Annotated in this window: 23 protein-coding genes; 4 read left to right on the forward strand and 19 right to left on the reverse strand. The window is 44.0% G+C overall.

Annotation, left to right across the window (positions count from 1 at the left end):
• Window positions 1-288: 288 nt before the first annotated feature.
• From ACHZC4_RS12790 to corA (ACHZC4_RS12855), 14 genes are all read right to left on the reverse strand, one after another.
• Window positions 289-1317 carry an IS110 family transposase gene (locus ACHZC4_RS12790; protein WP_394754252.1) on the reverse strand — a complete coding sequence of 343 codons (1029 nt, stop codon included), beginning with the start codon at window positions 1315-1317 and terminating at the stop codon, window positions 289-291.
• 291 nt (window positions 1318-1608) lie between these two features.
• The gene (locus ACHZC4_RS12795) at window positions 1609-1815 is read right to left on the reverse strand and encodes a SlyX family protein (protein WP_394754253.1); all 207 of its coding nucleotides are present in this window, start codon (window positions 1813-1815) and stop codon (window positions 1609-1611) included.
• Window positions 1816-1821: 6 nt separating this feature from the next.
• A complete protein-coding gene (gene ccmI, locus ACHZC4_RS12800) occupies window positions 1822-3072 on the reverse strand; it encodes a c-type cytochrome biogenesis protein CcmI (RefSeq protein WP_394754255.1) in 1251 nt (416 codons plus the stop codon).
• A complete protein-coding gene (locus ACHZC4_RS12805) occupies window positions 3069-3533 on the reverse strand; it encodes a cytochrome c-type biogenesis protein CcmH (protein WP_394754256.1) in 465 nt (154 codons plus the stop codon). Before ACHZC4_RS12805 ends, ccmI begins: the two co-directional genes overlap by 4 nt.
• Window positions 3530-4060, reverse strand: a complete 531-nt coding sequence (locus ACHZC4_RS12810) for a DsbE family thiol:disulfide interchange protein (RefSeq protein WP_394754257.1) — start codon at window positions 4058-4060, stop codon at window positions 3530-3532. The genes ACHZC4_RS12805 and ACHZC4_RS12810 overlap by 4 nt, the downstream gene beginning before the upstream one ends.
• Entirely contained in the window at window positions 4060-6009 is a 1950-nt protein-coding gene (locus ACHZC4_RS12815) for a heme lyase CcmF/NrfE family subunit (protein WP_394754258.1), read from the reverse strand. The genes ACHZC4_RS12810 and ACHZC4_RS12815 overlap by 1 nt, the downstream gene beginning before the upstream one ends.
• Window positions 6010-6405: 396 nt before the next feature.
• On the reverse strand, window positions 6406-7041 hold the full coding sequence (locus tag ACHZC4_RS12820; RefSeq protein WP_394754259.1) for a hypothetical protein: 636 nt from the start codon (window positions 7039-7041) through the stop codon (window positions 6406-6408).
• Between the two features lie 204 nt (window positions 7042-7245).
• Window positions 7246-7692 carry a cytochrome c maturation protein CcmE gene (gene ccmE / locus ACHZC4_RS12825; RefSeq protein WP_394754260.1) on the reverse strand — a complete coding sequence of 149 codons (447 nt, stop codon included), beginning with the start codon at window positions 7690-7692 and terminating at the stop codon, window positions 7246-7248.
• Between the two features lie 6 nt (window positions 7693-7698).
• On the reverse strand, window positions 7699-7854 hold the full coding sequence (ccmD, locus tag ACHZC4_RS12830) for a heme exporter protein CcmD (protein WP_394754367.1): 156 nt from the start codon (window positions 7852-7854) through the stop codon (window positions 7699-7701).
• A complete protein-coding gene (locus ACHZC4_RS12835) occupies window positions 7854-8621 on the reverse strand; it encodes a heme ABC transporter permease (protein WP_394754261.1) in 768 nt (255 codons plus the stop codon). Before ACHZC4_RS12835 ends, ccmD begins: the two co-directional genes overlap by 1 nt.
• A 59-nt stretch (window positions 8622-8680) precedes the next feature.
• Entirely contained in the window at window positions 8681-9574 is an 894-nt protein-coding gene (locus tag ACHZC4_RS12840; protein WP_394754262.1) for a hypothetical protein, read from the reverse strand.
• Between the two features lie 447 nt (window positions 9575-10021).
• A complete protein-coding gene (locus ACHZC4_RS12845; RefSeq protein WP_394754263.1) occupies window positions 10022-12133 on the reverse strand; it encodes a cytochrome-c peroxidase in 2112 nt (703 codons plus the stop codon).
• 103 nt (window positions 12134-12236) lie between these two features.
• On the reverse strand, window positions 12237-12869 hold the full coding sequence (locus tag ACHZC4_RS12850) for a hypothetical protein (RefSeq protein WP_394754264.1): 633 nt from the start codon (window positions 12867-12869) through the stop codon (window positions 12237-12239).
• 127 nt (window positions 12870-12996) lie between these two features.
• Window positions 12997-13623 (reverse strand): copper(I)-binding protein CorA, encoded by a 627-nt coding sequence (corA, locus tag ACHZC4_RS12855; RefSeq protein WP_394754265.1) that lies wholly within the window; start codon window positions 13621-13623, stop codon window positions 12997-12999.
• 540 nt (window positions 13624-14163) lie between these two features.
• Between corA (ACHZC4_RS12855) and ACHZC4_RS12860 the strand changes: the two genes are divergently transcribed.
• From ACHZC4_RS12860 to ACHZC4_RS12875, 4 genes are all read left to right on the forward strand, one after another.
• A complete protein-coding gene (locus tag ACHZC4_RS12860; RefSeq protein ID WP_394754266.1) occupies window positions 14164-15117 on the forward strand; it encodes a DUF1566 domain-containing protein in 954 nt (317 codons plus the stop codon).
• A gap of 480 nt (window positions 15118-15597) precedes the next feature.
• Window positions 15598-16272: a copper(I)-binding protein CorA gene (gene corA, locus ACHZC4_RS12865; RefSeq protein ID WP_394754267.1), complete on the forward strand. Its 675-nt coding sequence runs from the start codon at window positions 15598-15600 to the stop codon at window positions 16270-16272.
• A gap of 164 nt (window positions 16273-16436) precedes the next feature.
• A complete protein-coding gene (gene corA, locus ACHZC4_RS12870; RefSeq protein ID WP_394754268.1) occupies window positions 16437-17114 on the forward strand; it encodes a copper(I)-binding protein CorA in 678 nt (225 codons plus the stop codon).
• A 125-nt stretch (window positions 17115-17239) separates the two neighbouring features.
• Window positions 17240-19360 carry a cytochrome-c peroxidase gene (locus ACHZC4_RS12875; RefSeq protein ID WP_394754269.1) on the forward strand — a complete coding sequence of 707 codons (2121 nt, stop codon included), beginning with the start codon at window positions 17240-17242 and terminating at the stop codon, window positions 19358-19360.
• 59 nt (window positions 19361-19419) lie between these two features.
• On the opposite strand, the gene ACHZC4_RS12880 is transcribed toward ACHZC4_RS12875, so the two are convergent.
• The 5 genes from ACHZC4_RS12880 to ACHZC4_RS12900 are packed head-to-tail and all read right to left on the reverse strand — an operon-like array spanning window position 19420 to window position 24005.
• Window positions 19420-20328, reverse strand: a complete 909-nt coding sequence (locus tag ACHZC4_RS12880; protein WP_394754270.1) for a hypothetical protein — start codon at window positions 20326-20328, stop codon at window positions 19420-19422.
• Between the two features lie 27 nt (window positions 20329-20355).
• A complete protein-coding gene (locus tag ACHZC4_RS12885; RefSeq protein WP_394754271.1) occupies window positions 20356-22257 on the reverse strand; it encodes a protein-disulfide reductase DsbD family protein in 1902 nt (633 codons plus the stop codon).
• 48 nt (window positions 22258-22305) lie between these two features.
• Entirely contained in the window at window positions 22306-23514 is a 1209-nt protein-coding gene (locus ACHZC4_RS12890) for a DUF3570 domain-containing protein (RefSeq protein ID WP_394754272.1), read from the reverse strand.
• Window positions 23515-23573: 59 nt separating this feature from the next.
• Window positions 23574-23786 carry a DUF4266 domain-containing protein gene (locus tag ACHZC4_RS12895; protein WP_394754273.1) on the reverse strand — a complete coding sequence of 71 codons (213 nt, stop codon included), beginning with the start codon at window positions 23784-23786 and terminating at the stop codon, window positions 23574-23576.
• 42 nt (window positions 23787-23828) lie between these two features.
• Entirely contained in the window at window positions 23829-24005 is a 177-nt protein-coding gene (locus ACHZC4_RS12900) for a hypothetical protein (protein ID WP_394754274.1), read from the reverse strand.
• Window positions 24006-24155: the final 150 nt, after the last annotated feature.

Below are 24155 nucleotides of genomic sequence, written 5' to 3' on the forward strand. Positions count from 1 at the left end.
TATATCCGGCCTGTTGTTGAGGATTTAATACCTCTGGCCCTGATGGATATCCGCGTGTTTTCATCCCTATCACTTAAGCGACCTAGAAGGTCTGTGGGTAGCACGGATTTCTGAAAACACCGGTCTGACCGATTTGCCATCTCATTAAAAAAGCGCCGCAACTGGAAGTGCCTGTTAAAACTCTTTACGCTTATTATTTAAGTCATTAATTATTTTTCATATCAATATGTTATGTGGAATTTTATCTGGATGCCCTATCCGATAAAGCACAGTTATTGCACCAACCCTTTAGGGATCAACTAATGTGGGTGCTTCGTAATGCACTAACTTTGTCAGCATTGCCCAAGCAACCCTAGCATTCTTATTAGCCACCGCCACTGCTGCAATGTTGGCGTTGCGCCGTTTCACCAAGTCATTGATCCATCGGCTTTGGGCATCATCCTTCTTGGCGGCGGCTTTGACCACTGACCTAGCCCCATGGATCAACAGGGTTCGCAGGTACACATCTCCCCGCTTGCTGATACCCAACAATGTGGATTTACCGCCGCTGGAATTTTGTCGTGGAACCAACCCCAACCAGGCGGCCACCTGCCTTGCCGAACTAAAAGCCTTGCCATCCCCAATTGCGGCCAACAGGGCTGTGGCGATAAGTGGCCCGATGCCAGGGATTTCAGCAAGGATTCGGCTGACTACACTGGCACGGTGTACTGCTTGAATATTTTCATCGTAAGTCGCCACTTGTTTATCCAATTCAATCAGTTGTTCTTGCAAGTCTGCAAAGATTTGCCGCGCCTTTATTGTCAATCCATTTTCGGCATCTTCCAGTATGGAAGGCAACTGTTTGCGAACCTTGGCTATCCCTAATGCGATGATAATGCCGTATTCCATTAATAACCCTCTGATACGGTTGATTAGTGCGGTGCGTTCCTTAATCAAGCCGCTGCGAATACGGTGTAACAACTGTATGTCTTGCTGCTCTACCGTTTTCACGGGCACAAAGCGCATGTTTGGACGACCTACGGCTTCACAAATAGCCTCCGCATCATTACTGTCATTTTTGTTGCCTTTGACGTAAGGTTTGACGAACTGGGGGCTGATTATCTTGGCATCATGCCCCAGCTTGATCAATTCCCTTGCCCAATAGTGCGAACCGCCACAGGCTTCAAGGCCAATCAGGCAAGGTAATAGGTTGGCGAAAAAAGCCAACACGTCATTGCGTTTGACTTGTTTACGTAACACAGTCTTGCCATTGGTATCGACCCCATGAATTTGGAAAACGTTTTTTGCAATGTCTAAACCAATTGTCGTAATATTCATGTCGGATTCCTCTTCTTCTCATAAGTGGTGGTTTACCCTTTCACTTTGGCACATCACGATGCCGTTGTGAAGGGGAGGAGTCCATACCATTACTTAAGGTGGGACAAAGTGTAATGTTACTGGCGTAGGTTGGGGTGACGTTTGGAACCCCAACACATAATGCGTAGTTTCGTTGGGGTTCGTTACCTCACCCCAACCTACAAAACGTATCCCCGCTTAAATGGGTAGCCACATAATGAAAGCACAACTGCTGCGCTTCATCAGCTCAACCTAGCGCTAATTTAACATCATCTAATAATGCGGCGGTGTTTGATCAACGCTCTCGTCAGCATTATTTTGGTTAAAAAGACTTTTAATACGCTCGCTTAATACTCGGCACGTGGCATTTAACCGATCTATTTGCTCTTGTTGGTCACTCACCGTTTCATTTAAAGATTGCAGTAAATCTTCCTGATAAGCTATCTTTATTTCTAACTCAATCAATCTATCTGTGTCCATAACAAGTCACTTTACCTTGTTGTTAATTACTATTTTGTTAAGTTTTTTATCCGCTAACGTCACAGCTTCAACGCTGCCGATTAAATCGCCTGCTTGTGGCATCGCATTGCCTGATTTGGAAATACGCGCCATCAATTTAACCTCTTTGAAATTCGATAATTTCATCTTTGGCATCATCGCCGTAGTATCATCCAATGTTACAGATAACGGCAAATCAGACACCTGCTTACGAACAATAGCGAGCGGCATTTTTGGGCCAGATAGCGCCTGTGCATAAACAAAAACAGTATCAGTTGGCGCTACCGATTGCTTTAATGTGGCATCCAAACTGACCTGTATTTTAACACTTGCACCAGCACCTGCAACTTGAGTATTATCTGCTGGTTGCGCACTATCCCCTTGCGGCAACACTGCATCTTTTGGCATTTGACTGGTTATTTTTGCCAGCAATTCCTGAGTTTCTTTCTGTGCATCTGATCCTTGCGGCAATAAGCTTTCCAGCTTTTGCCATAACACCATTGCACCCATAAAATCGCCAGCTTGCGCTTTAGCCATACCACCCAACCATAAGCCATTTAAATTTTCCGGCTCAATTTCTAAGGCTTTAAAGACTAATTCAGCGGATTTGCCGTCAATTTTTTCGTTGTTGGCAAACGCCAGCGCATCTGCGTACATCAACATGACATCAGGTTTATCGCCTAATAAACGATGGGCATTGGCAAACGCATCGACGGCTTTAGGGTATTGCTGCAACACTTTATACGAGCGCCCCAGCATCAGCCAACCTTCCCCATCATTAGGATTGGCCTTCATTTTTGCGGCCAAGCCTTCAACCATTTTGTTAATGGCCTCAGAATCGGGTACACCTGAGCCAGCTGGGGTTATTTCTTCAACACGGTCAATGGATTGAGGACTGCCTAAGGTCAAGTACAGCGACCCCGCCAATAAAGGTATACCTAATACCAGTACATACGCCATCCAGCGACCTTGGGTTTGCGCTGATTTCACAGGGGACGTTATGTCAAGATCATCCCCTAAAGCTTGTTTAAGCTCAGCAAGTTGCTCATCATACAGCGCTTTTGAAAGCCCTCCCGACTGCAATTGTTCTTTTAATTCTGACAATCGATGCCGGGCGATCAGGGTGTTACGCGCGTCAAAATCAGCATCTTCAATGGTTTGCGTGCGCCACAAGGGCGGCAAAATAATCACAAACGCTACAATAAGCAGGACAACAACCAACAGTAAAAAAATATTCAAAAGTCATCCCCTTCGTCCAACAGTTTGCTGATTTTTTTCTGCTGTTCATCGTTAATTATTGGCTGCATTGATGCGCTTTTTCGCCGCCGTACCACAAAAAATACCGTTACCATGCCGACCACTAAAAACAAGCCTGGCGCCAGCCAAAGTAGGCTGGTTTTGCCTTTAAATGGCGGTTTATATAAAACAAAATCACCATAACGTTGCGTCATAAAATCAATAATGTCCTGTTTAGACTTACCTTGTTGCAGCATTTCCGCCACTTGCCTGCGCAGATCACCGGCAAGTTCCGCGTTAGAATCCGCTATAGTTTGATTTTGGCATACCAAACAGCGCAGCTCTGAGTTGATGCTTTCATAGGTTTCCTGTAGCTCTGCCGTGGCCATCTGCCGCGCATCCACTGCGTTTGCTAACGGCGATAACATCAGCAACACCATCATCGATAAAGTTTTCAGCATCATGCCTCCATCTGTAATTTGGCAATTAACGGCAAAAAGACGTTTTGGATATCATTAACGCTCACAGGGCCAGTGTGCTTATAACGCACAATGCCATGTTTATCAACAACAAAAGTTTCCGGCACACCATACACGCCCCAATCAATACCAATACGGCCATCCTGATCCATAATACTGACGTTATACGGATTACCGAGGCTTTGTAGCCAGTTTTTGGCCGCCGCCGGATCATCTTTATAATTTAAACCAACAATCGTTACCGCTTTTTGTTGGGCAAATTGGGTAAACACTTCGTGTTCTTGACGGCACGACACACACCAGGATGCCCAGACATTAAACAGCCATACCTGGCCTTTTAAATCAGCCTGGCTTAAGTTTTGCGAAGGATCATCAAGCTTGGGTGCAGAAAATACGGGTACTGGCTTACCAATCAGCGGGGATGGAATTTCGCTGGGTTTAAGATTTAAGCCTAACGCCAAAAACACCGCCATCACCGAAAAAATAACTAACGGAATAAGATATTTGAGCATTATGGATTGCCTGCTTTTTTAGGAGTGATGCGATAACGTCTGTCGCACGCAGCCCACAAACCGCCCATCGCCATAAATATCGCACCTAACCATATCCAGCGTATAAACGATTTGTAATAAATACGCATACTCCATGCGCCTTTGTCATCTAACGGTTCGCCAATTGCGACAAACAGATCCCTGAACAAACTCGCATCAATCGCAGCTTCGGTCATGGGCATGGTTTGTACGCGGTATACACGCTTTGAAGGTTTTAAGGTAGCCACCTCTTTGCCATCATAACTCACCGTAACCGTAGCTTGTTGCGCCACATAATTAGGCCCTTCTTTTTGCTTAACGTTGTGAAATTTAAAAATGTATCCAGACATATCAACCGTCTCATCGGGTGCCATACGGATATCTTTTTCAATGCTATAGGTGCAGGTAAAAGTAATACCGGTAATAAACACTGCAATACCTAAATGCGCGACCGTCATACCGTAAAAGCCAGCAGGGATTGTTTTTAAGCGCTCCCAGCTAAAGCCTTTTGGCCCTAATCTATCCAGAAAAGACAACGCTGTCGTCACCACGACCCACGAGGCTAAGACCATGCCGATAACCGCACCGATAGCATAAAAAGGCATCAATAACGGGACTAACAAACCGAACACCACGCAGCCCAATAATAACCAGCGAACACGGGTTGCCAATGCAGCGATATCATCGCGCTTCCAGCGTAACAACATACCTAAACCGACAGCGGCACCTAATGGCGCCATTAACGGAATAAACACCGCATTAAAATACGGCGGGCCTACGGAAATTTTACCCATACCCAAGGCATCAATCACTAAGGGATACAATGTACCTAATAAAATACTGGCAGCGGTAACCACTAAAAATACGTTATTCAATAACACAACGGATTCTCTGGATACCAGCTCGAATCCAGCACTACTTTTCACCTGCGGTGCTTTGATGGCATACAACATTAACGAGCCACCCACGACAATGGCCAGAAAAATCAAAATAAATAAACCTCTGGCCGGATCGCTGGCGAAGGCGTGTACTGAAGTTAATACTCCGGAACGTACCAGGAATGTACCTAGTAAGCTTAAAGAAAACGCAAATATAGCCAGTAGCAAAGTCCAGGTTTTAAACACGCCGCGTTTTTCGGTCGCTGCCAAAGAATGGATTAATGCAGTACCCACTAACCACGGCATAAACGAGGCATTCTCGACCGGATCCCAAAACCACCAGCCGCCCCAACCCAATTCGTAATACGCCCACCAACTGCCTAAAGCAATACCCAGTGTTAAAAACATCCAGGCGATATTTGTCCAAGGCCTAGACCATCGTGCCCATGCCGCATCCACACGGCCTTCCAGCAACGCTGCAATCGCAAACGAAAACGCCACCGAAAAGCCCACATAACCCATGTATAACATAGGTGGATGAATGGCTAATCCTGGATCTTGCAGCAAGGGATTTAAATCGCGGCCTTCTGGCGGCGCAGGAAACAGGCGTTCAAAGGGATTTGAGGTTAGTAATAAAAACAGGATAAAGCCAATGGAAATCAAGCCCATTATGCTCAAAACTCTAGCCACGGTAATATCGGGAATACGTTGACTGAAACGCGCCACTAATGCCGTCCAGATGGTGAGTACCAACGCCCACAGCAACAAAGAGCCTTCATGAGCGCCCCACACGCCGGACACCAAATACAACGTCGGTAAGGCGGTATTGGAATTGCTGGCAACGTATTTAACGGAAAAATCGTGGACTAAAAAGCAATAGGTTAAGCAACCGTAAGAAATAGCCATGAATAATAACTGCGCAAACGCCGCAGGCCGTGCCACGGCAATCCAACCTGATATTGATCTGGATGCGCCAATGAGCGGTAAAACGCTTAAGATAATGGCCATGCACAAGGCAAGGCTGAGTGAAAAATGCCCTAGTTCTGCAATCATTCTTGATGACCTTTAATTTTTTTCATAACCCTATCTCAGTGTTGTTTCTCGCTAGATGTCAACTGACTGGCTTATTAAGCTGCATCAGCTTAGCTTGTGCTTTCGACAATAAAATCTCTTAAAAACGTACTGGCTTTTAGTATTCATTCACCTCCCCCTTTGAAAAAGGGGGAGGTGGATTTACAGCGTTTTCATATCAGGTGAATAACATTAATTATTAGTAGTGGAGTACAAACCTAGGTTTGTACTCCCTCCAATATAACTAATCGATGCTGAAAACGCTGTATCTAATAAATCTCCCTCCACCCCTCTTTTTCAAAGAGGAACTGAATGAGTACGGCTTTTAGTATTTCCACACCGATTAACTCACTCTCCGCATTAAGTTTAAGCACAGGATTATTCATGTGTGTTTAATAAATTAAACCTATTGAGTTGCAATTTACACAACTCCAAAACTGATACTAAAACATTAAATAAAACGTCTAACTCTTCAATTACAAACCGTTTATTATAAAAAGTAAAATTGTGATTTTCTAATTTAGCAATTTCCCAAATCTCACCATTTGAAACCAATCCATAAACTGCGAGATTAGCATTGTTATTGATTTTTTGAATGGCAACCATTTCTAAGCTGCATTGTGCCCAGCCTAGCGAAAAATTGTCTTTTTTAGCTTCAACTACCGCCAGCAAAGGGAAATCGAAAATAATTTTCCCTAACTCAGAACGCTTAGAAATCAGATAATCAGGAATCCCTGTTAAATCATCATCATATTCCAGGGCTTGATGACTCCAAATTGAAAAAATATCGGAATAATTTTTCCAGGCATCTTTTAAAATTGGATAAATAAGATTTTCACAAATAGCGGCTTCAGATACATCATAAGCCACTTCTTTTAATGTAAAAACAATATCTTGTCGAACAGCTTCATTTATTTCAACTATTCTCACTATTTTAAAATCCGCTTCAATATAATGAATTTGGAAATGTTTCAGTACATTTGACAATGACTTAAATTGATTAGTAAAGGCCATAATTTAACGGGCTACCGTGATAATAATCATTTAAAACCTCAGTGCATCCTCAATTAGGTGATTTCCAATAATGTATCTACCAAAATGCTTGTCCACGAAAACCAAAAGTAGGCGCTTTAAGCGACACGAAAGGCACGAAAACAAAGCTATATATTCTGTGCACTCCGCGTATTCCGTGGACGACCAAAATTCCATGGGGGGATATTATTTTATTTTGCCTTCGGCCGTAGCCTTCTGCTTCAAACTCGCCTTAACCTCAGGTGGCATATAGTTTTCATCGTGCTTGGCCAATACTTCTTCGGCGATAAACACACCCTGGTTATTTAACTTGCCATGCGCGACAATGCCCTGCCCTTCCCTGAACAAATCCGGCAAAATACCGGTGTATTCTACGGTGACTTCTTTACTGAAATCGGTCAGGGTAAAGCGCACCATCATGCCTTTGTCGGGTCTTTTGACCGTACCTTTAACGACCATGCCGCCCAAACGGAATAAGGCATCTTTAGGTGCTTTTCCTGCAACCACATCGGTAGTGGAAAAAAAGTACATCAAATTTTCGTTAAATGATTTTAATGCAAACGCCGTGGCTACACTGGCTCCAATAACCATCAGGGTAATAAGAATCAAACGTTGTTTTCTGGCTACTTTCATAATGTTTTATCGTTTCTGCTTTAAAGCTTGCTGGCGTAAAAATTGTTTACGCTGAATAATCGGAATAAGAATATTGGCAACCAACACCACCAAGGTAATTCCGTAAGATGTCCATACGTAAAAACCATAGCCACCCATGGCAAAAAATTCTTGCAAGGTCATCACTTAGCCCCCATCGCTATCTTGTTTTTAACCCATTGCGAATTACGTTCGCGTGACAATAACTCGACTCGCGCACGTTGCATCAGCGCAATCACATAGTACACTTTAAACGCCAGAGCCATCAGCAATAACGGTATTAACATACTGCTGTGCATAGCGGGCTTACCGCTTTTGGTGATAACCGTAGGGCCTTGATGCAGAGAACTCCACCATTCGACAGAATAGTGAATAATAGGGATATTAACCACACCGACCAAAGCCAGGATGGCCACAGCTTTAGAGGCAACGCGCTTGTCATCCATTGCCCCGTAAAGACCAATAACGCCCAAATACAAAAACAATAATACCAACTCGGAGGTTAAGCGTGCATCCCACACCCACCACGTACCCCACATGGGTTTGCCCCACAGAGAACCTGTCACTAAAGCAATAAAGGTAAAACTGGCACCAATAGGCGCACTGCTGATTAAGACTACTTCGGCCAGTTTAATACGCCACACCAAACCAATGGCACCAGCGGTCGCCATCACCATATAAATAAATAACGACATCCAGGCGCTAGGTACGTGGATATAAATAATGCGGTAACTGTCACCTTGCTGATAGTCGGCTGGTGCTAGATACAAGCCGCCGTATAATCCTGCCCCTACTAATAACACAAATAAGCCTACAAGCCACGGCATCCAGCGCTCGGTGAACGCATAAAAATGCGGCGGTGAAGCCATACGATGAAAAAAACGCACTACAGCATCTGGAACTAAAAACATAAGGAGTATGACTTAATAGTAAAGGGGTTCAGCAAACCATTAGAGCAAGTATTCGATGATTATGCTCTACAGTAGGAAGGTATCCAACTGCGTTCGACCATATAATCCGGTACTTCGTTAAAGTCAAAGGCTTGGCCGTCTTTGATCATTTGTTTGACATCAAACAATTGACCTACTTCGGGAATGTCATTAAAGAACATCGTGTAAAACGGCTTAACCAGCCATTTTGAGACTTTCATGCCTATCGGGCCAATAAAATTACGCCGTTGGCCCACATGGGCAATTTCATCAATAGTAATTTCATCCAGTAATTCTTTCAAGCGGTCGCGCACTTCGGGTTCATCTGCCAATAACTTGTCAAACAACCGGTGCAGATAAAAATAATAGGTAACGCCCATCAGCTCAGTCACAAATGCGGGCGCATCCATCAAAAAGCCAGGAAATTTAGGAAATTGTTCGTAAATCCATTCTTTAACCGGGCTTAAAGGCTTCCATTCAACCTCTGTTAAACCACAGGTACGCAACATTTCATCAAACAAGCGCCAATGACAAAACTCTTCTGCCAAATGCACCCTGCTGATTTTATCCTCTACAGAGTGTGAGTTAGCCATATCTGGCACGACATCCCACGCACCTTTAATACCTACCCACTCATGGCGGGCAAATTTATACATGCCCGTTAACATTAAAATCATTGGTTCCAAGGCTTTTGGATCATCTTGCATGTCGATGTAATTACGATAGAACAATTCAGGATTTGCCAACGGCGTACGCAGTTTAACTGGATTATCTTTAAAATACTGAAGTCTGGCGCGTTTTTTAGCCAAATCCTTTTCGACCTCAAACAGTTCACCACCATGATTTTGGGTAAATTCCCAATAACTGTCAAAATTTTCCTTTCGCTCCTGTTTGCTAGCCAATGTAAAAATAGAAAGGTATTTAGCGGACTTCATACTCCATTACTCCAAATTGATGTTAACAGCTGTCTATTCTACGAAAAATTGACTGTGAATACTCTTAAATTTATCTAAATATCACAGCCTTAATAATGTATGCACAACATTAAGCATTTAATAGCTGCGCAGATTCAGGGATGACGGGATGGATTAGTTTGCAGATAAACGATGTGAAGCCGTAACGTTTGCCATATTTAAAGACAAGAACATTCCTCGCCTTTGGGAAGCACTAAATTACCCAAAGACGAGAATGCTCAAGTTTTGAGGCTTTAATAGCTAAAGAGGTTAATTAGCGTGGCTACCAACTTAAGACGGGACATCCATCCGTTCGTCCTGAGCTTGTCGAAGGACTTGTGGTTCATGGTTCGACAAGCTCACCACGAACGGCTTTATTTCAAGTTGTCCCGTCTTAAGTTGGTAGCTATTAGCGTTAAATACTTAAGGTTACAAATAAGCGTGGAATGGCTTCAAAGCTCCTAAATTACCCCGTCCTTTTTTTCCTATCGCTGGAACGGTTAAATATAAATCTTCTGCTTGTTTAAGGTTATGAGGATCAACAAAAGCACTGTGTCCGTGCGGGACACGTAATTGCGGATGATCAAACGGGGCTTTTTCCCAGCGCACCCGCTCATCGGTGAGTGATTTTAAAAATGCCACCAAATCCGCTTTTTCCTGCTTGGTAATCGGTTGTTGCAATACCAAGGCAGCAAAATGCGCGTCATTGGTAAAATTACCACCACGGAAATAAAAATCCACCACTTGCTCCAAAGTCAGCAAACTGCCGTTGTGCATGTATGGGCCGGTTAACTCAACATTGCGTAATGACGGCACTTTAAACGCACCCTTGGTAGCAATAAAAGCCCTGCCAAATTTACCTTTTTTTAACTCGGCTTGCCATGCGGCGACTGTCGGTATTTTTTGATAGGGTTTATGGTTACACACACCCTTGGTGTAGGGGTCATTTCTCAATTCTTTCGCCAGATAATCGTCAGTAAAGGTTTTGTTGAAATCACAGGCATTAATCGCCACCGGATCGTTTAACGGCTTACCGGTCAACAACTGTTGGGCGTATTGCTCACTAAAAGATAATGGATTCCCATAAGGATCTTTACCGCCTACGCCCAGATCATAATTCTCCGGCGTAACGCTGGTATTAAAATAGCCTTCATCCATCAGTGGTTTTAATGTACCCCGGTGCGGAATAAAAGACCCGTTCAACAAATCACGATTGACTAAACGCAGTGAAGAAAAGCCTTTAAAAGGCCTGAACACATCAGGATGGGCGGCGGCTGATAACGTTGGTCCGGTATGACAAACATTGCAACCCGCATCAAGAAACACCTTCAAACCGCGTCGCTGTGAAAGATTTAGGCCTTTAGGGATATGTGGGAAAACAGTGGTTATACGCGGTGTATCAAACGGCGTTTGATCAGACACCAGGGTTTGTTGGTAAAGCTGTAACGATAATCCTAAAAATAAGGAAAAATTGGCTTCCATCTGATTATAAGGCTTAGCCGGTGCCGCGCTAGGGCTACCAAAATCACCCGTTCCCTTCCAATAGCGCTGGGCGAAGGCGGTTTTTACTAAAGCTTGATATGAAGTATTCAAGCCTTTACCCGACGCATGGCGCAATTTTGCCAGTACGCTATCTTCAGGATGCACAGCTTGCGTTGCCAAAGGGCGGTGCAGCAATAATTTACGGGCAATCGCGGGTAAAACCCGTTGTTTGCAACTCATCTCTGAGTCGTTAAGCGGTGGCGCAACAGCTTGCGAGGCTAGCGAAGCATTTTCCAGGCGTAGGCTATGTTTTCTAACCTTGCCATCATTGCCCAACACCCAAATGCCCGCGTGAACATCCCGCGCACCATACGGCGATACGCCATTAAAAATATTATTGGCCCGGCCATCCCAAAAATTACGGAAATTAAAGGCCGCATTAATCACGCTGGGTACTTGCCTATCTTGTACTTGGCGGGTGTTGACAGCTCCTAAATGAAAAACGCTATCCTTGCTTGAAGTGCAATCATCTACCGAACTGCCGCTTTGATCCAACCCGTTAAATAGACTTAAAAATACCCCTGACGAAGACACCACGTCATCGGTATTAAACAGCACCTTGGATTCTTTATTCAGCGGATCGGCAAGCTGGTACAGCGGAAAATCGCTGCGCTTGAGCGTGTAATTGATACCGCCGATGCTACCTGAGGCTGTTTTTTGAAACGTCAATCCGGTTGGTTTTTTATGAAATACGCCTGTTGCCAACTGATTTTTAACGCGAGCATCTGCACCGGCATGAAAATGACACGAGGCGCAGGCCATGCCGTCACTGCCCACCGCTGTATCCCAAAATAAGGCCTTGCCTAATACAATGGCAGCGGTTTTATTGATTACTATTGGCGTTTTACCATTGAGCAGACCTGGTGTTACCGGCACTGGGACACCTTTTAATGACAGTGGCGTATTACCCTGTGCGCTAACGCTATCTATAAAGAATGCCGTAACTATCAAAAATGTACCCGTAAAAATAATACCTTTGACCAAGTTCTCTGATAGCATAAAAAGATAAGTCCTGATCATTAGTAATGCACGTTAATAACTTATTAGATTCATTATAGACTGTGGCTTCGGTAAGAAGCCACGCTTAGAGAGTACTATTTAACTACTTCTTTTTGGCCAAAATTTTGACCTTAAATTTAACCGCGTTAGATTTTAAAATCCGGCCTTTTTTACGTTGGTCTTCCTTTACAGAAAGCTCCATCGGAAAAGTCTGGCCTGCGTATGCTGCGGGTATACCACTCCAGGTAATAGTAGCAGTTGACATCTTATTTTTAAAAGTCCCCATCTTTGCTTTGGCACCATCAAAATCTTGATCGATGGTGTAAGTGTCATGCTCTGCATCCTTAACCATTAATTGAATAACCAGTGGTTTTGCACCTATGGTATAGGTATACACGGCAGCGCCTACTTTTGCGACTGGCGCGGTATCTGGGGTTGTAGGTTTAGGGTTAATAATCTTGTCCCATTTTTTAAATGCCGGCAAACGTTGGGCATCGGTCAATTTAAAAATAGCCTTAATTTTATCCTGGACAGCCAGTTTTTGATTTATGGGGAACAGCTCTAATAAACCTGGTTGGAATGTCTTGCTGCGGGTACCACCCACATGGCAATCGCCACAACTACCCGCAGCATTAGCAGGGCCTATATACCAAGGATGCGCGGAAACAAGGCTTGTTGCAGCTATGCTGCCTACCGCAAACAAACTAATTACAATTAATTTTTTATTCATCATCATTTTAAAATTCTCTTTTAGTCATGTATTCGCCGCCTGCAGCGGCTTAGCTTTTAATTTAAGCCTTCCATTGCCGCTAACTCCTCCGGCCAAATACCAAAGAAATCAACCTGAAATCACTTACAGCAGATTATTTGGCGCTAATAGTTACTTTTACCATGTGAGCCACTTTAGTATTAACAAATGGAGCTGGTTTGTAGCCGCCAGTAACAAACTCATACAATCCAGTTTGAGGCGCCTTAAACTTGAGAACTAACTTTCCGCTCACGCCGTCGTTTATTTTTTTAAAGGTTAAAGCAGGCGCACCGACTGTCTTGTCGCCGTCATAACCGTGGGTAATGTATTGCATTACAATGTCACCCAAAGGTTCGCCAGTATCATCGTTGGCAGCACCCCATTTGGCCATGGTAGCGGTTTGGGTCAGGGCAACATCAGGGATGTAACTGTCATCTGCAGTATCATTTGCACCACGAAAATAAACAGTGGAACCTGGATGGAAACCGGCTTCTTTGGATACCATGGCTATAGTAATCACTTGGCCTTTTCTGGCATGAAAAGTACCCCAATCAGAACTGTGTACCCAGCCTAAATCGCCAAATTTGGGATCACTCCAGCCACTGGCACGAACACTGAAAGTATCGGTATTTTTAGCGGGAGTGAAGTGAAAAACCGTAGAGGCTTGCGTGGTTGCATGGCTTGCAGAAACAGACATTAAGCTGATAACAGCTACAGACAATAAAGTGCTTATAGTTTTCATTATGGTTTTCCTTCGTAAAGTTAGATTATGTATAGACGCGACAGGTTTACGTTTTAAGGCACATTAAATGCAGTTTTAGTCATTGCAAATAACACGAATCATGACGCGCATTACGTATATAGCACTTACCATGCCAGCATATAAATAAATATAAAATCAATAACTTAATATTCCATTGCCTCACAAACTGTGTGATATGCCCTATTTTTACTAAAAAGTGTGGCATATCACACAATTTTATCCATAACTAATTGATATTTAACTACTTATAAATTACCTATGCTGCTAGATTATCAAGGGTATTTTTTATGTTAAATACAAATTAATATAAAAATATCAATTAGTTAATGTTTTATAAATAATTTAATCCGTTGATTTAGCTAACCAAAAATAGGTCATATCACACAGTTTTAGAAAAAATAAAGCGCTACTTGTCGCACAATTGCCCACCGCTTTATCAAGTCACCTGTTCAGTTTAAGATACTGACGGCATTACCGAATAAACACGCGCAATCACCCCATTTTTTAACGGGAAATCTTATGTCATCAACCATTATCCGCTTTGCTTTTACGCTGTACATAGTAATACTAACCATCACAACCGCACACGCCTTACCTGCTAACGGCAAATCGGTCGACGCAACGCAAATCAGCTTGCAAGGCGGTAGCAATTCCAGTGTGCAATGGCTTGCACCCGCACCCTCAACGTATAAAATTTGGCTACAAGTACCGCCAAGCAGCACCGCAAGCAATGCCAAATATCGACTTTATCTTAAGGGTAATAGGCCAGGTAATCGTGTGTGTACTAGTAAGGATGTGTCTCACCCCTGTTTTGAAGTCACCATAAACCAAGCCGCAAACCCAGGAAAATGGCTGTTATTGGCACAAAATAATGCCGCTAAAATCATAGACCAATGGAAATTTGCTAAAGGGGGTTATGTCAGTGTTAATGCCCGCAATATAAGCCCTGCCCAGCAACTCGGTATAGCTGCAATAAGCTTTGAAGACAGGGTATTGAGCATCGGCAAACGTTACGGCGGCGGCATTATTTTTTATGTTGATCGCACAGGAAAACATGGCTTAATTGCCGCCCCCACTGACCAAAGCACAGGTCTGCAATGGTATAACGATGGCTTTTATAGCAACACCCATGCCGACAAGACAAGCGTTGGCACGGGCAAGACCAACACCGCTGCCATCATCAAAAGCCAAGGCGTTGGTTTTTATGCCGCTACTTTGTGCGATCGCTTAGTGCTGGGTGGTTACAGCGACTGGTTCTTGCCGTCAAAAAATGAGTTAGCGTTAATGTACAAAAACATCGGTAAAGGCGCTGCCGCTCAGTTGACAAATATCGGTAAATTTACCACCCGGGGTTACTGGAGTTCGTCAGAATACAATAACGAATCAGCCTGGTATCAAAGCTTTGCGGATGGCCATCAGGATAAATATGATAAGTACGGCGGATTTGCTGTTCGTGCTGTACGAGCTTTTTAAGTCGATTTTTTGCTACTCAATTTAGGTGAAACACGAGGGTGATTAAAAGTGCGGGGAATTGACGATAAAATAATTTATCGTTCTCACGCTGGAGTACAAACCTAGGTTTGTACTCCAAGTAAAAAGAATTTCAATGCCATCACATCAGAATAGATGTAAGCATTAATTAAACTACGTCATATAACACACCTTTATTATGTCATATGACCTAATTTTAAAAAACTCCCATTAATACAAAAAGATAAAAACAATCTATTCAGAAAAAAATAGGTGATATGACCTATTTTTAGCGCTATCAACAACCCTGATAGCTATTTTTCGAAAAAAAACGGAAAGTGATGCCTCAAGTTAAAACAGGAAATAAACAATACAATCAATATATTAATAAGCTAAGTACCTAAATCAAAGGATGTCTATTATTTGGCATGAAACATGCTTTAATCATAAGTTATCTAGTATTCACAAAATCAGGAAATTAGCATGAAATTAAACCAAAAGCTTATTGTTAGCGCCCTTACTTTTGCCGTTGTCGCGTTTTCCCTATCCACAGCTAACGCAGCAACAAAGCCTACTAGATTCGCGGCATTTACGCCTAAAACACCTAAATACATTCTTAAAATAAAAAGAGCATCCTGGCGCGATCCGTTGTTTGGTGATATGGGCTGGACACACAGCTCAGACTGGGGCAAGTTTTCCACAACCAAAGGTAAAGTGATAAAAATAACCCTGATTACCAAGGTTCCAGGCTTGCATCCTGGCATTACGGTTTGGCATCGTGGTGCAAACGATACCGCTCCTGATATTTATGTACAGGATCACTTTTACCAGCAAAATGCCAGTATCTCTGAATTTGGCGCAAAAGACGAAGCCACCGGTAAAGCCATAGGTAATATTTTCATGCGCCATATTGGCAACGGTTACGATAATGATGGCCATACCAACGGCTATGGTTTTGATGATAATGGCAACAAAATTCTCAAAGCGCCTGCTGGGGTAAAAGGCATTAAAGATAAAATCCCAGGTCAACTGGTTCTCACATTTAAAGCACCACTATCAGGCAATTACCAGTTTGTTGTGGGAGGATTTAACCCCATTAAGGCATTTGATGGCAAAAATAAACATGAAGTTACCGCTACAGTCAGCGTTACACCTTAAAAGATGCTAAATCGGTATCGATCTCCCTGTGGCAATATCGAACCGATTCAGTTTTTTTGATCTGCATCAAAACCAGAACTACCAAATGGGTAAAAATACCCCCACGCGATGTAGCATCGGTTTTTTTTATCATAAATTTTTAACACACCAAAGGAAAAAATAGTATGAAATTAAATCGTAAGTTGATTATTAACACGGTTGCTTTGGCGATTGTTGGTCTTTCACTGTCCTCGGCTTATGCAGCAACAAAACCTGCCCGCGTTGTTGGATTTACTGTACCAACTGGACCTAAAAAAATTCTCAATGTCAGAAAATCAGGGTGGCGAGATCCCGCCTTTGGCGACATGGGATGGACACACAGTTCCGACTGGGGCAAATTTACCACGAAGGTGAAAAATAAAATAGTAACCATTAAACTGGTTACTAAAGTGGCTGGATTGCATCCTGCTATTACCGTATGGCATCGTGGCAAGGACGATACTGCGCCGGATACTTACGTGGTTGATCACTTCTACCCACAAAATGCCAATTTCTACGAAGCTGGCGCAAAAGACGAAACAACCAATAAAGCCCTGGGCAATATTTCAATGAAGGTTGTGGCTTATGGCTACGACGGTGATGGCCATAAAGGTTACGGCCTGGATGATGATGGCACTAAAATACTGACACCCCCTGTAGGCATGAATGCTATTAAAGACAAAATTTCGGGTACGGTAACACTCACTTTTAAAGCCGCTAAAGCAGGTAACTACATGTTTGTGGTTGGGGCATTTAATCCAGCAGCGGGTATTAACGGCGCAGTTACACATGAGGTAGAGACAACCGTCAGCGTTAAACATTAAATGATGTCGGGGTGGCAGTTGATAAGTCTCTTCAACTGCCGCTTCTCTTTCATACACAAGCACCTACACCCATTACAATGTTCCCAGCATAAGTAAGCCATATCCAACCACTTAAAACTATACAGATGACTGCATTTTTATTGACTAAAATCAAGAATAACCGCCGTACTGCTTTTTTGCTGGTTATGGCGATGTTACCGCTACAACAGGTAGTCGCACATGACCCAACGCCCATATCTTTAAAGGGTGTGAAAATGCCCACGACACCTGGGTTGCTGGATGGAAAGGCACCGATTGTGATTAATAAAACTGCGGCCATACAATTGGGCAAGGCGTTATTTTGGGATATTAATGTCGGTAGCGATGGCATGGCGTGCGCAAGTTGTCACTTTCATGCCGGTGCCGATGGCCGCGTTATCAATCAATTGTCAACAGGCGCACTGCACGCTAAAGCCAAAACATCAACAACCTTTCAACACACGGCAACCGGTGGCGTAGGGGGCGTTAATTATAAAATACGGGTCAGTGATTTTCCGTTTTATCAACTGACTGACCCTACGAACCGAGATTCGAAAGTCGTTTTTTCAACAGACGATGTATTTTCTTCCGCCGGGGTTTTTCTCAGATCATTCAAACAAGCCAACGCCAGCGATACGGTTCACGATGATTGCACTTCCAAAGACGATAGCATTTACCATATCGGTGACTTAAACGCGCGTCAGTCACAGGCTCGCCACACGCCATCAGTGATTAATGCCGGCTTTAACTTTCGCAATTTTTGGGATGGCCGCGCCAATAATATTTTTAATGGCGTGTCGCCTTATGGTGCGCGCGATACCAATGCCCGTATTTGGGTAGTACAACCCGATGGCACGGTACGCAAACAACTATTAAGACTTGAAAATGCATCGTTAGCATCGCAGGCTACCGCACCAGCTATCAGCAATTCGGAAATGTCTTGTAGCAATCGTAAATTTCCTGATATTGCCCGCAAGATATTCAAGCTGCGGCCACTAGCAAAACAGCATGTCCACGTACAAGACAGCGTATTGGCAGGGCTGCGTTTATCTAACAGCAAAGGCCTTAAAACCACTTATGAGGCACTGATAAAAAAATCTTTTGCAACGCGCTATTGGTCGGGTAAAGGCCAGTTTGGTCAAGCCACCGGCAAAGCCGCGCCTGCGTATAATCAAATGGAAGCCAATTTTTCATTGTTTTTTGGCGTGGCACTTCAGCTTTATGAGCAGACCCTGATCTCTGATCAATCACAGTTCGATACCCCACGTAAAGCCGGTGATCCTGAAATTCCTAAAGGCTTAAATCCCCAGCAAGTGCGCGGTATGAAGCTTTTTCTGGATGCGCATTGCGCTACCTGCCACAAAGGCCCTACCTTATCCTCGGCGGCTAATCCGAGTATTTATAATGTACCGGGACCTGATAAAGGCCTGGTTATCCGTAAAACGCTTAATGGCGCATTTACCTCTAGCGGCGTTGTCTTTGGCATGATGGACGAAGGCTTTTTTAATACCAGTGTCACTCCTACCAGTTACGATTTAGGTGTCGGTGGCAACGATCCGTTCGGTAATCCATTAGCCTTTAGTACCCAGTACATGCAAACGCTGTTAACCCACAAAAAAATGGTGGATCCGTTAATAGTGAAGGCCTGCAATTTGGATAACCCTTTTGCTAAAGATTACAAAGCCAGCGAATTGATCACCGATGTGATAGGCAAACAGGGCTGCGGTGGCCGTAGTGTATACGCCAAGTTGCCCAAAGCTTCGGTGTTACTGGCGGAGATGAAGAAAAAAGAGCAAGGCCGCGCCCTGGTCGCTGTAAAAGGCGCGTTTAAAATACCGTCATTGCGTAACGTGGAACTCACCGCGCCCTACATGCACAATGGCAGCATGTTGACGCTTGAGCAAGTGGTTGATTTTTATTTCCGAGGCGGTAATTTTAATAACCCGCATCACTTTGCCACACTGGTATTTCCGCAAGGCATTTCGACAGCAGAAAGAGCAGATTTGGTCGCCTTTTTAAAATCGCTGACTGATGAGCGGGTACGCTGGGAAAAAGCACCGTTTGATCATCCGCAGATTTTGATTCCTCACGGCCATGCAGGCACGGCAAACTCACAAAATCTCACGTTGGCAAAAGATAACTTTTTAAATGTACCGGCAGTTGGCAAGAGTGGTCGCAGTCGACTTTTAGGGCCTGTGAAGCCTTTTCAAAGTTATCTTGGCCGGTAAAAACCCTCGCCTGTAGCCCTTTTGGGCACTCAGGCGAAAGCATCTGTTTTAAAAAACGCCTATTGCAAACACGTCTTTTTAGGGGCTAACTTAACAGGACTGGTTGCATTCAGACCTTCGTATTCCAGCTTAATCGTACACGGTACTGCGGCGGCTTTAAGAGCTACCGATTTTTTCCAATTGCCGTTAGCATCAGCAGTTAAATGCGATGCAGACCCCACACCAAATCCACTGTTAGTCCTCATTTTCAGGCTCAGCGTCTTTAACGCAGCGTTACGTTGCGCAGCTGTTAGCGTGCTTTTAAAAATAACTGCACCGGTAAGATTAAGGCTGTTATTACTCCATTGTGCCCGCTGTACTTTAAATTGACTGACATTTTTAGTAGCGCTGTGCCGTGCTGGCCACACGTTAATAGTCGCGGTAACTGTATTTGACAGCAACTTGCGACCCACACCTTTTTCTTTAGCGGTAAAATTAACAGTGTAGGTTTTATTGGCTTGCGCCGCAGTCGGCTGCCATTTAAAGTCAATCGCGGGCAGATTACTTTCCAAATCGGTTCGTTCCGATGATAACACCGCACCTTTAACGGCTAAACCGCCATTTTTTATGGAAGGTATTGAAACATTAACCATAAACGCATCATCTTCTGCATCGGAAACCAATAGCGGGATCACCAGCGGCGCACTGCCCACGGTGACATCCCAATATTCATTAATAAGATGAAGCACAGGCTTGGTATCACCGGTTTTAACAGGCGTTGGATGCAAGAACTCCTTAAGCCCTGGCAATCCACCTTTAGAAGCTTCAAGAACACCCGGTTTAAAGCCAGTGCCAAAATCATCAAAATGGCAACTGGTGCAACCTGCTGCACCGGTTGGAACGACAAATTCCGGTCTTGCTAAAACATCCGTGATACTTCCGATTGTGCCTATCACTAACGTAGCAACACTCAGCATTTTTTTATTCATCTACAACATCTCGCTAAATAAGTATTTTTAAACCGCACCATTATCCAATACCGATACCATTTTCTCAGTGGCTTTATAATCGGTACCTGACCAAGTGACCTTGCCATCTGGGCTTAAAATAGCAAAATATGGCAGGCCAATTTTTAATTGACGGTGCTCAGGATTATCACGGAATTTTTCAAAATCCGGCTCTTTATCAATCAGTTTCACCGCAATCGCGCTTTCACGCAGGGCATGATTTAAGCTCTCATTACTGACGGTTTCTTCTTTGAAAGCAGTACAGTTGGCACACCAGCTGGCATAAAAATCGATAAAGATCGGTTTGCCGGTTTGTTGCGCTACTTTTTGCGCCTCGGCAATATTTCTGTACCACTTAATGCCCGCTTCTTCGTGTATCGCCTGAGCACTGTTCGCAGTTGCTACAATCGGTGATGCGGCACTGGCCAATAGCCCAGATGCCCCCGCATTACCCACAAAAGGTAGACTGCCCATGCCGCTTGAAACTAACCACCCGCCAATTAACAGACTGACCACGCCACAATAATGGTGCATTTTTTCATTCGGCATCGCATCACGGGGGAGCAAACTCAACACATGGCAATGCACCACGGCAATCCAGATAGCCACCATGCCAATGGCTAAAGAAGCAGTCACCTTAGGATCGACACCTAACACACCCATACCTTTGGCAAAGTAGATATAGGCAAAGTACAGAATCATAAAACCAAAAGCATATTTGATTTTATTCATCCAGTAACCGGCTTTCGGCAACTTTTTAAATTTGACCACACTGACAATAAAAAACGGCAACGCCACGCCTAAACCAAAGCCGCCCATCATAAAGCCGCCTTGTGAAGCCACCAACAATTTATCCCAAAAGCCCATACTTTGATTGACTAAAGCCAGCGCATCCGATTTAGCGGCAATGTTATCGGCCACTTGCAGCAACAAGGCAAAAACAATTGGCCCGACGCAAGGTGAAATCACCAATCCGGCCACGGTACCCATTAGCCAGGTACCGCCCAAACCGTTAACGCGGGTGGTTTTTTGATCTAAAGTATGGACTTCATTCTGCATGAAACTCAGTTCGTAAAAACCCAGCAAGGCGACAGCAAAAAAAGCAAAAAATACCGCAAAGACCAAATTAACAGTTGCTGACTGCATAAAGGTATTGAAGGCGCCGCCGGTCATACCCGCCAGTAATCCCAGCACCATATAAGTGCCGACCATACCTACCATATAGGCGCCAGCATGATGCTTTTCCTTGTCTTTGTGGCCTTGCGCCCGGTTAACAATAAACATGGAGGTAATCGGCAGCATAGGGTACACGCACGGTGTCGCTACCGATAACAGACCCGCAATCAGCATCAGCCCAAACAATATGAAAGTGCTGTCCTTGTTATTTTGAAACAGGGACAACAACTTGTCGGTAAAGCTGAGCGACTCATCTTCGGCAGCGGGCAAAGATAATTCCGCCTGAGTGTGTTGCGGACGGAAACACACATGCGTGGCATCGTTACACAGTTGGTATTGGATAGCCACGCCGATATTTGGCAGGCTAACTCCTTTACCGATTGGCGTTAGCGATAAGGTAAAATCACCTTTATCACGCAAAACCGTGGCTTTTACTTCAGCATCATAAACACCGGCTGGCTTTTCCAGCTTACTGACGCTTAAACCGGAAGCGGCCAGCTTGGCATCGGTATCAAAGGCAACCGGAATATAAATATTTTCAGTGCCTTTATCCAAATAAGCATGATGGTCTTTGGGTACTGTCAAGGTAATTTTATACTGTGCCGGCCATGTTGTCGCATTGATGGCATTAACACTCACTTGCATTTTGGGGGCTTCGGCAAACACCATATCCCCCCATAGCAAGCCCATTAAAAACAATAAAACAATAGGTAACGTATTTTTAATCATCATCATTCAGCCCTCAAGGTAAATCGTTCAAACCCGTTAGTTGTTATCACGCGTCTAAAATCTCATGTTAAATGAGCCAGTAATCAGGAAATAATTAAAGTCGGCAAAATCTCCGGCATTATTACCGCCCAATTGATAACTGGCACTGTGGTTATAATATTCACCGCCTATCTGAAATTTCAGATGCGATAATGGTGCTAATTCGGTAAATTCTTTACTCACATGAAGGCCCGCAGTTACCGCGCCAAAACCTGCTAAACGGTAATCACTGGAATAATATTTAGCCTGGAGATCAGTACCCACAGCTTGGTAAAAATCAGCCTGATCCTGCGAGTAATAACGCACCCGTGGAATAACCTGCCAACCCTCCCCTACCGGCTGATGCCAGCTTGCTTCAACTGTGTGGGCATTCACTCCCCAGCTGTCAGTGCTAAAGCGGTAATCTATATGCAAGGCCGCGTCATTCAAATCGCCAAAATGCCTTACGTACTGGGTTAACCACGCAAATTGAAATTTCTCGCGTGGCCGGGTATCCAGTCTAAAATCGACAAATAACCCGTTATCGTAAAAATAAACCAGTTTGTAGGGGTCAGACAAATAGCCGCTGCTATAGGCAAAAGTGACATTGCTAAGCAATAAGCTATCTTTATTAATAATTTGCGATACCCCCAGCAAATATTGCTGGGTGGTTTTACTGCCCTTAAGCGCCGGACGGTCGGTGGGGTCAATTTCATCGAAGGCCACTGAACCACCAACATTTAATGTCGTCAATTTTTTATTAAAATCTTTGCTAATAGATGTGCCCACATAGCGCGAGGTGTAATCATTTTCCCTGGAAAAACCGCCATTAAGATTAACCGAACCGCTATCAAAAAAATAGGTTAACGACGGGCTGATACCGTCACGGCTATCGCAAATCGATTTGCCACATTCGCTGGTTAACGCTCTTTTAGACGCGCCACTAATAATTTGTTTAATATTGCCTTGGCTATCCAACTCGTTATTTTTAGGTGATGCACCAGCAACAATGTCGCGTACCAGAGCTACAGAACCGGTCATCGACTTACCAATCGGCGCTGCCAATACGCCTTCATACGTATTCACATCAATACGCGAACTGCTTTCAGAGTAATGGCCATATTGGAAATCGGCATTATAGGTTTCTTCCACCCTCCCCGCTACCGCGCTTTGCATTAAGCCGGGTAACGCCAGTGCCGCAACACTCAAACAAGCGACAAAATTAGATTTTTCCTGATTACTCACTCGCCACTCCCTCGACAACCGCATTACTATTTAACTCATCCATCAAACCCACGTTGTCATCAGTTACAACCACAACCACCTCCGCCGCCGCCATAACCACCAGACGCGGCTTCTTTACTGAATGCAGTGTGCTGCCTAAATCCAAATTCCATAGGATCCGGTGTCAAGGCCATTTGCGGCAGTGCCAAAGCACCTCGCTGCCTTGGCATCACTTCCGTACAGCCAGTAAGTGACAGTGCGGTAATAAACAATAACCCGTAATATAGTTTCATAGGCGACTCTTACTTTGGCTAAAAATTGTGTGGCTTTCTTTTCTAATTCATCAATATCGGTTGCGATAAAGCCGTGGTATATTTTTTGCACCACACCCTTAATGCCGTTGGTTGGCCTTGCTGCAATGTCGGTAAGGTAAACTGTGGCGCAAGTTGCCCAACTTCTGTGGCATTGGCAAAGGTAATTGTTGCCAGCATAGCGAGAGCAAGCAAGGGCATTTTTTATTTTCATGATGATCCTTCAGAATATCAATGCAAGCTTAAGCGCACTTTACTGCATTTCACTAGGTTTAAAAAACATTCCTTAAAAACCGGATTACTCAACATCCACAGTGCAGGCAAGCCAAACTCGGTGCTATCATCAAAGCG

Origin of the sequence: Crenothrix sp., from assembly GCF_043729335.1 — a bacterium.
Taxonomy (GTDB): domain Bacteria; phylum Pseudomonadota; class Gammaproteobacteria; order Methylococcales; family Methylomonadaceae; genus Crenothrix.

Excerpts from the sequence above, each read along its gene's own strand:
- ACHZC4_RS12790 (WP_394754252.1), bottom strand. The coding sequence starts at position 1,317 with ATGAATATTACGACAATTGGTTTAGACATTGCAAAAAACGTTTTCCAA.
- ACHZC4_RS12795 (WP_394754253.1), bottom strand. The coding sequence starts at position 1,815 with ATGGACACAGATAGATTGATTGAGTTAGAAATAAAGATAGCTTATCAG.
- ACHZC4_RS12805 (WP_394754256.1), bottom strand. The coding sequence starts at position 3,533 with ATGATGCTGAAAACTTTATCGATGATGGTGTTGCTGATGTTATCGCCG.
- ACHZC4_RS12810 (WP_394754257.1), bottom strand. The coding sequence starts at position 4,060 with ATGCTCAAATATCTTATTCCGTTAGTTATTTTTTCGGTGATGGCGGTG.
- ACHZC4_RS12815 (WP_394754258.1), bottom strand. The coding sequence starts at position 6,009 with ATGATTGCAGAACTAGGGCATTTTTCACTCAGCCTTGCCTTGTGCATG.
- ACHZC4_RS12820 (WP_394754259.1), bottom strand. The coding sequence starts at position 7,041 with ATGGCCTTTACTAATCAATTTAAGTCATTGTCAAATGTACTGAAACAT.
- ccmE (WP_394754260.1), bottom strand. The coding sequence starts at position 7,692 with ATGAAAGTAGCCAGAAAACAACGTTTGATTCTTATTACCCTGATGGTT.
- ccmD (WP_394754367.1), bottom strand. The coding sequence starts at position 7,854 with ATGACCTTGCAAGAATTTTTTGCCATGGGTGGCTATGGTTTTTACGTA.
- ACHZC4_RS12835 (WP_394754261.1), bottom strand. The coding sequence starts at position 8,621 with ATGTTTTTAGTTCCAGATGCTGTAGTGCGTTTTTTTCATCGTATGGCT.
- ACHZC4_RS12840 (WP_394754262.1), bottom strand. The coding sequence starts at position 9,574 with ATGAAGTCCGCTAAATACCTTTCTATTTTTACATTGGCTAGCAAACAG.
- ACHZC4_RS12845 (WP_394754263.1), bottom strand. The coding sequence starts at position 12,133 with ATGCTATCAGAGAACTTGGTCAAAGGTATTATTTTTACGGGTACATTT.
- ACHZC4_RS12850 (WP_394754264.1), bottom strand. The coding sequence starts at position 12,869 with ATGATGATGAATAAAAAATTAATTGTAATTAGTTTGTTTGCGGTAGGC.
- corA (WP_394754265.1), bottom strand. The coding sequence starts at position 13,623 with ATGAAAACTATAAGCACTTTATTGTCTGTAGCTGTTATCAGCTTAATG.
- ACHZC4_RS12860 (WP_394754266.1), top strand. The coding sequence starts at position 14,164 with ATGTCATCAACCATTATCCGCTTTGCTTTTACGCTGTACATAGTAATA.
- corA (WP_394754267.1), top strand. The coding sequence starts at position 15,598 with ATGAAATTAAACCAAAAGCTTATTGTTAGCGCCCTTACTTTTGCCGTT.
- corA (WP_394754268.1), top strand. The coding sequence starts at position 16,437 with ATGAAATTAAATCGTAAGTTGATTATTAACACGGTTGCTTTGGCGATT.
- ACHZC4_RS12875 (WP_394754269.1), top strand. The coding sequence starts at position 17,240 with ATGACTGCATTTTTATTGACTAAAATCAAGAATAACCGCCGTACTGCT.
- ACHZC4_RS12880 (WP_394754270.1), bottom strand. The coding sequence starts at position 20,328 with ATGAATAAAAAAATGCTGAGTGTTGCTACGTTAGTGATAGGCACAATC.
- ACHZC4_RS12885 (WP_394754271.1), bottom strand. The coding sequence starts at position 22,257 with ATGATGATGATTAAAAATACGTTACCTATTGTTTTATTGTTTTTAATG.
- ACHZC4_RS12895 (WP_394754273.1), bottom strand. The coding sequence starts at position 23,786 with ATGAAACTATATTACGGGTTATTGTTTATTACCGCACTGTCACTTACT.
- ACHZC4_RS12900 (WP_394754274.1), bottom strand. The coding sequence starts at position 24,005 with ATGCCCTTGCTTGCTCTCGCTATGCTGGCAACAATTACCTTTGCCAAT.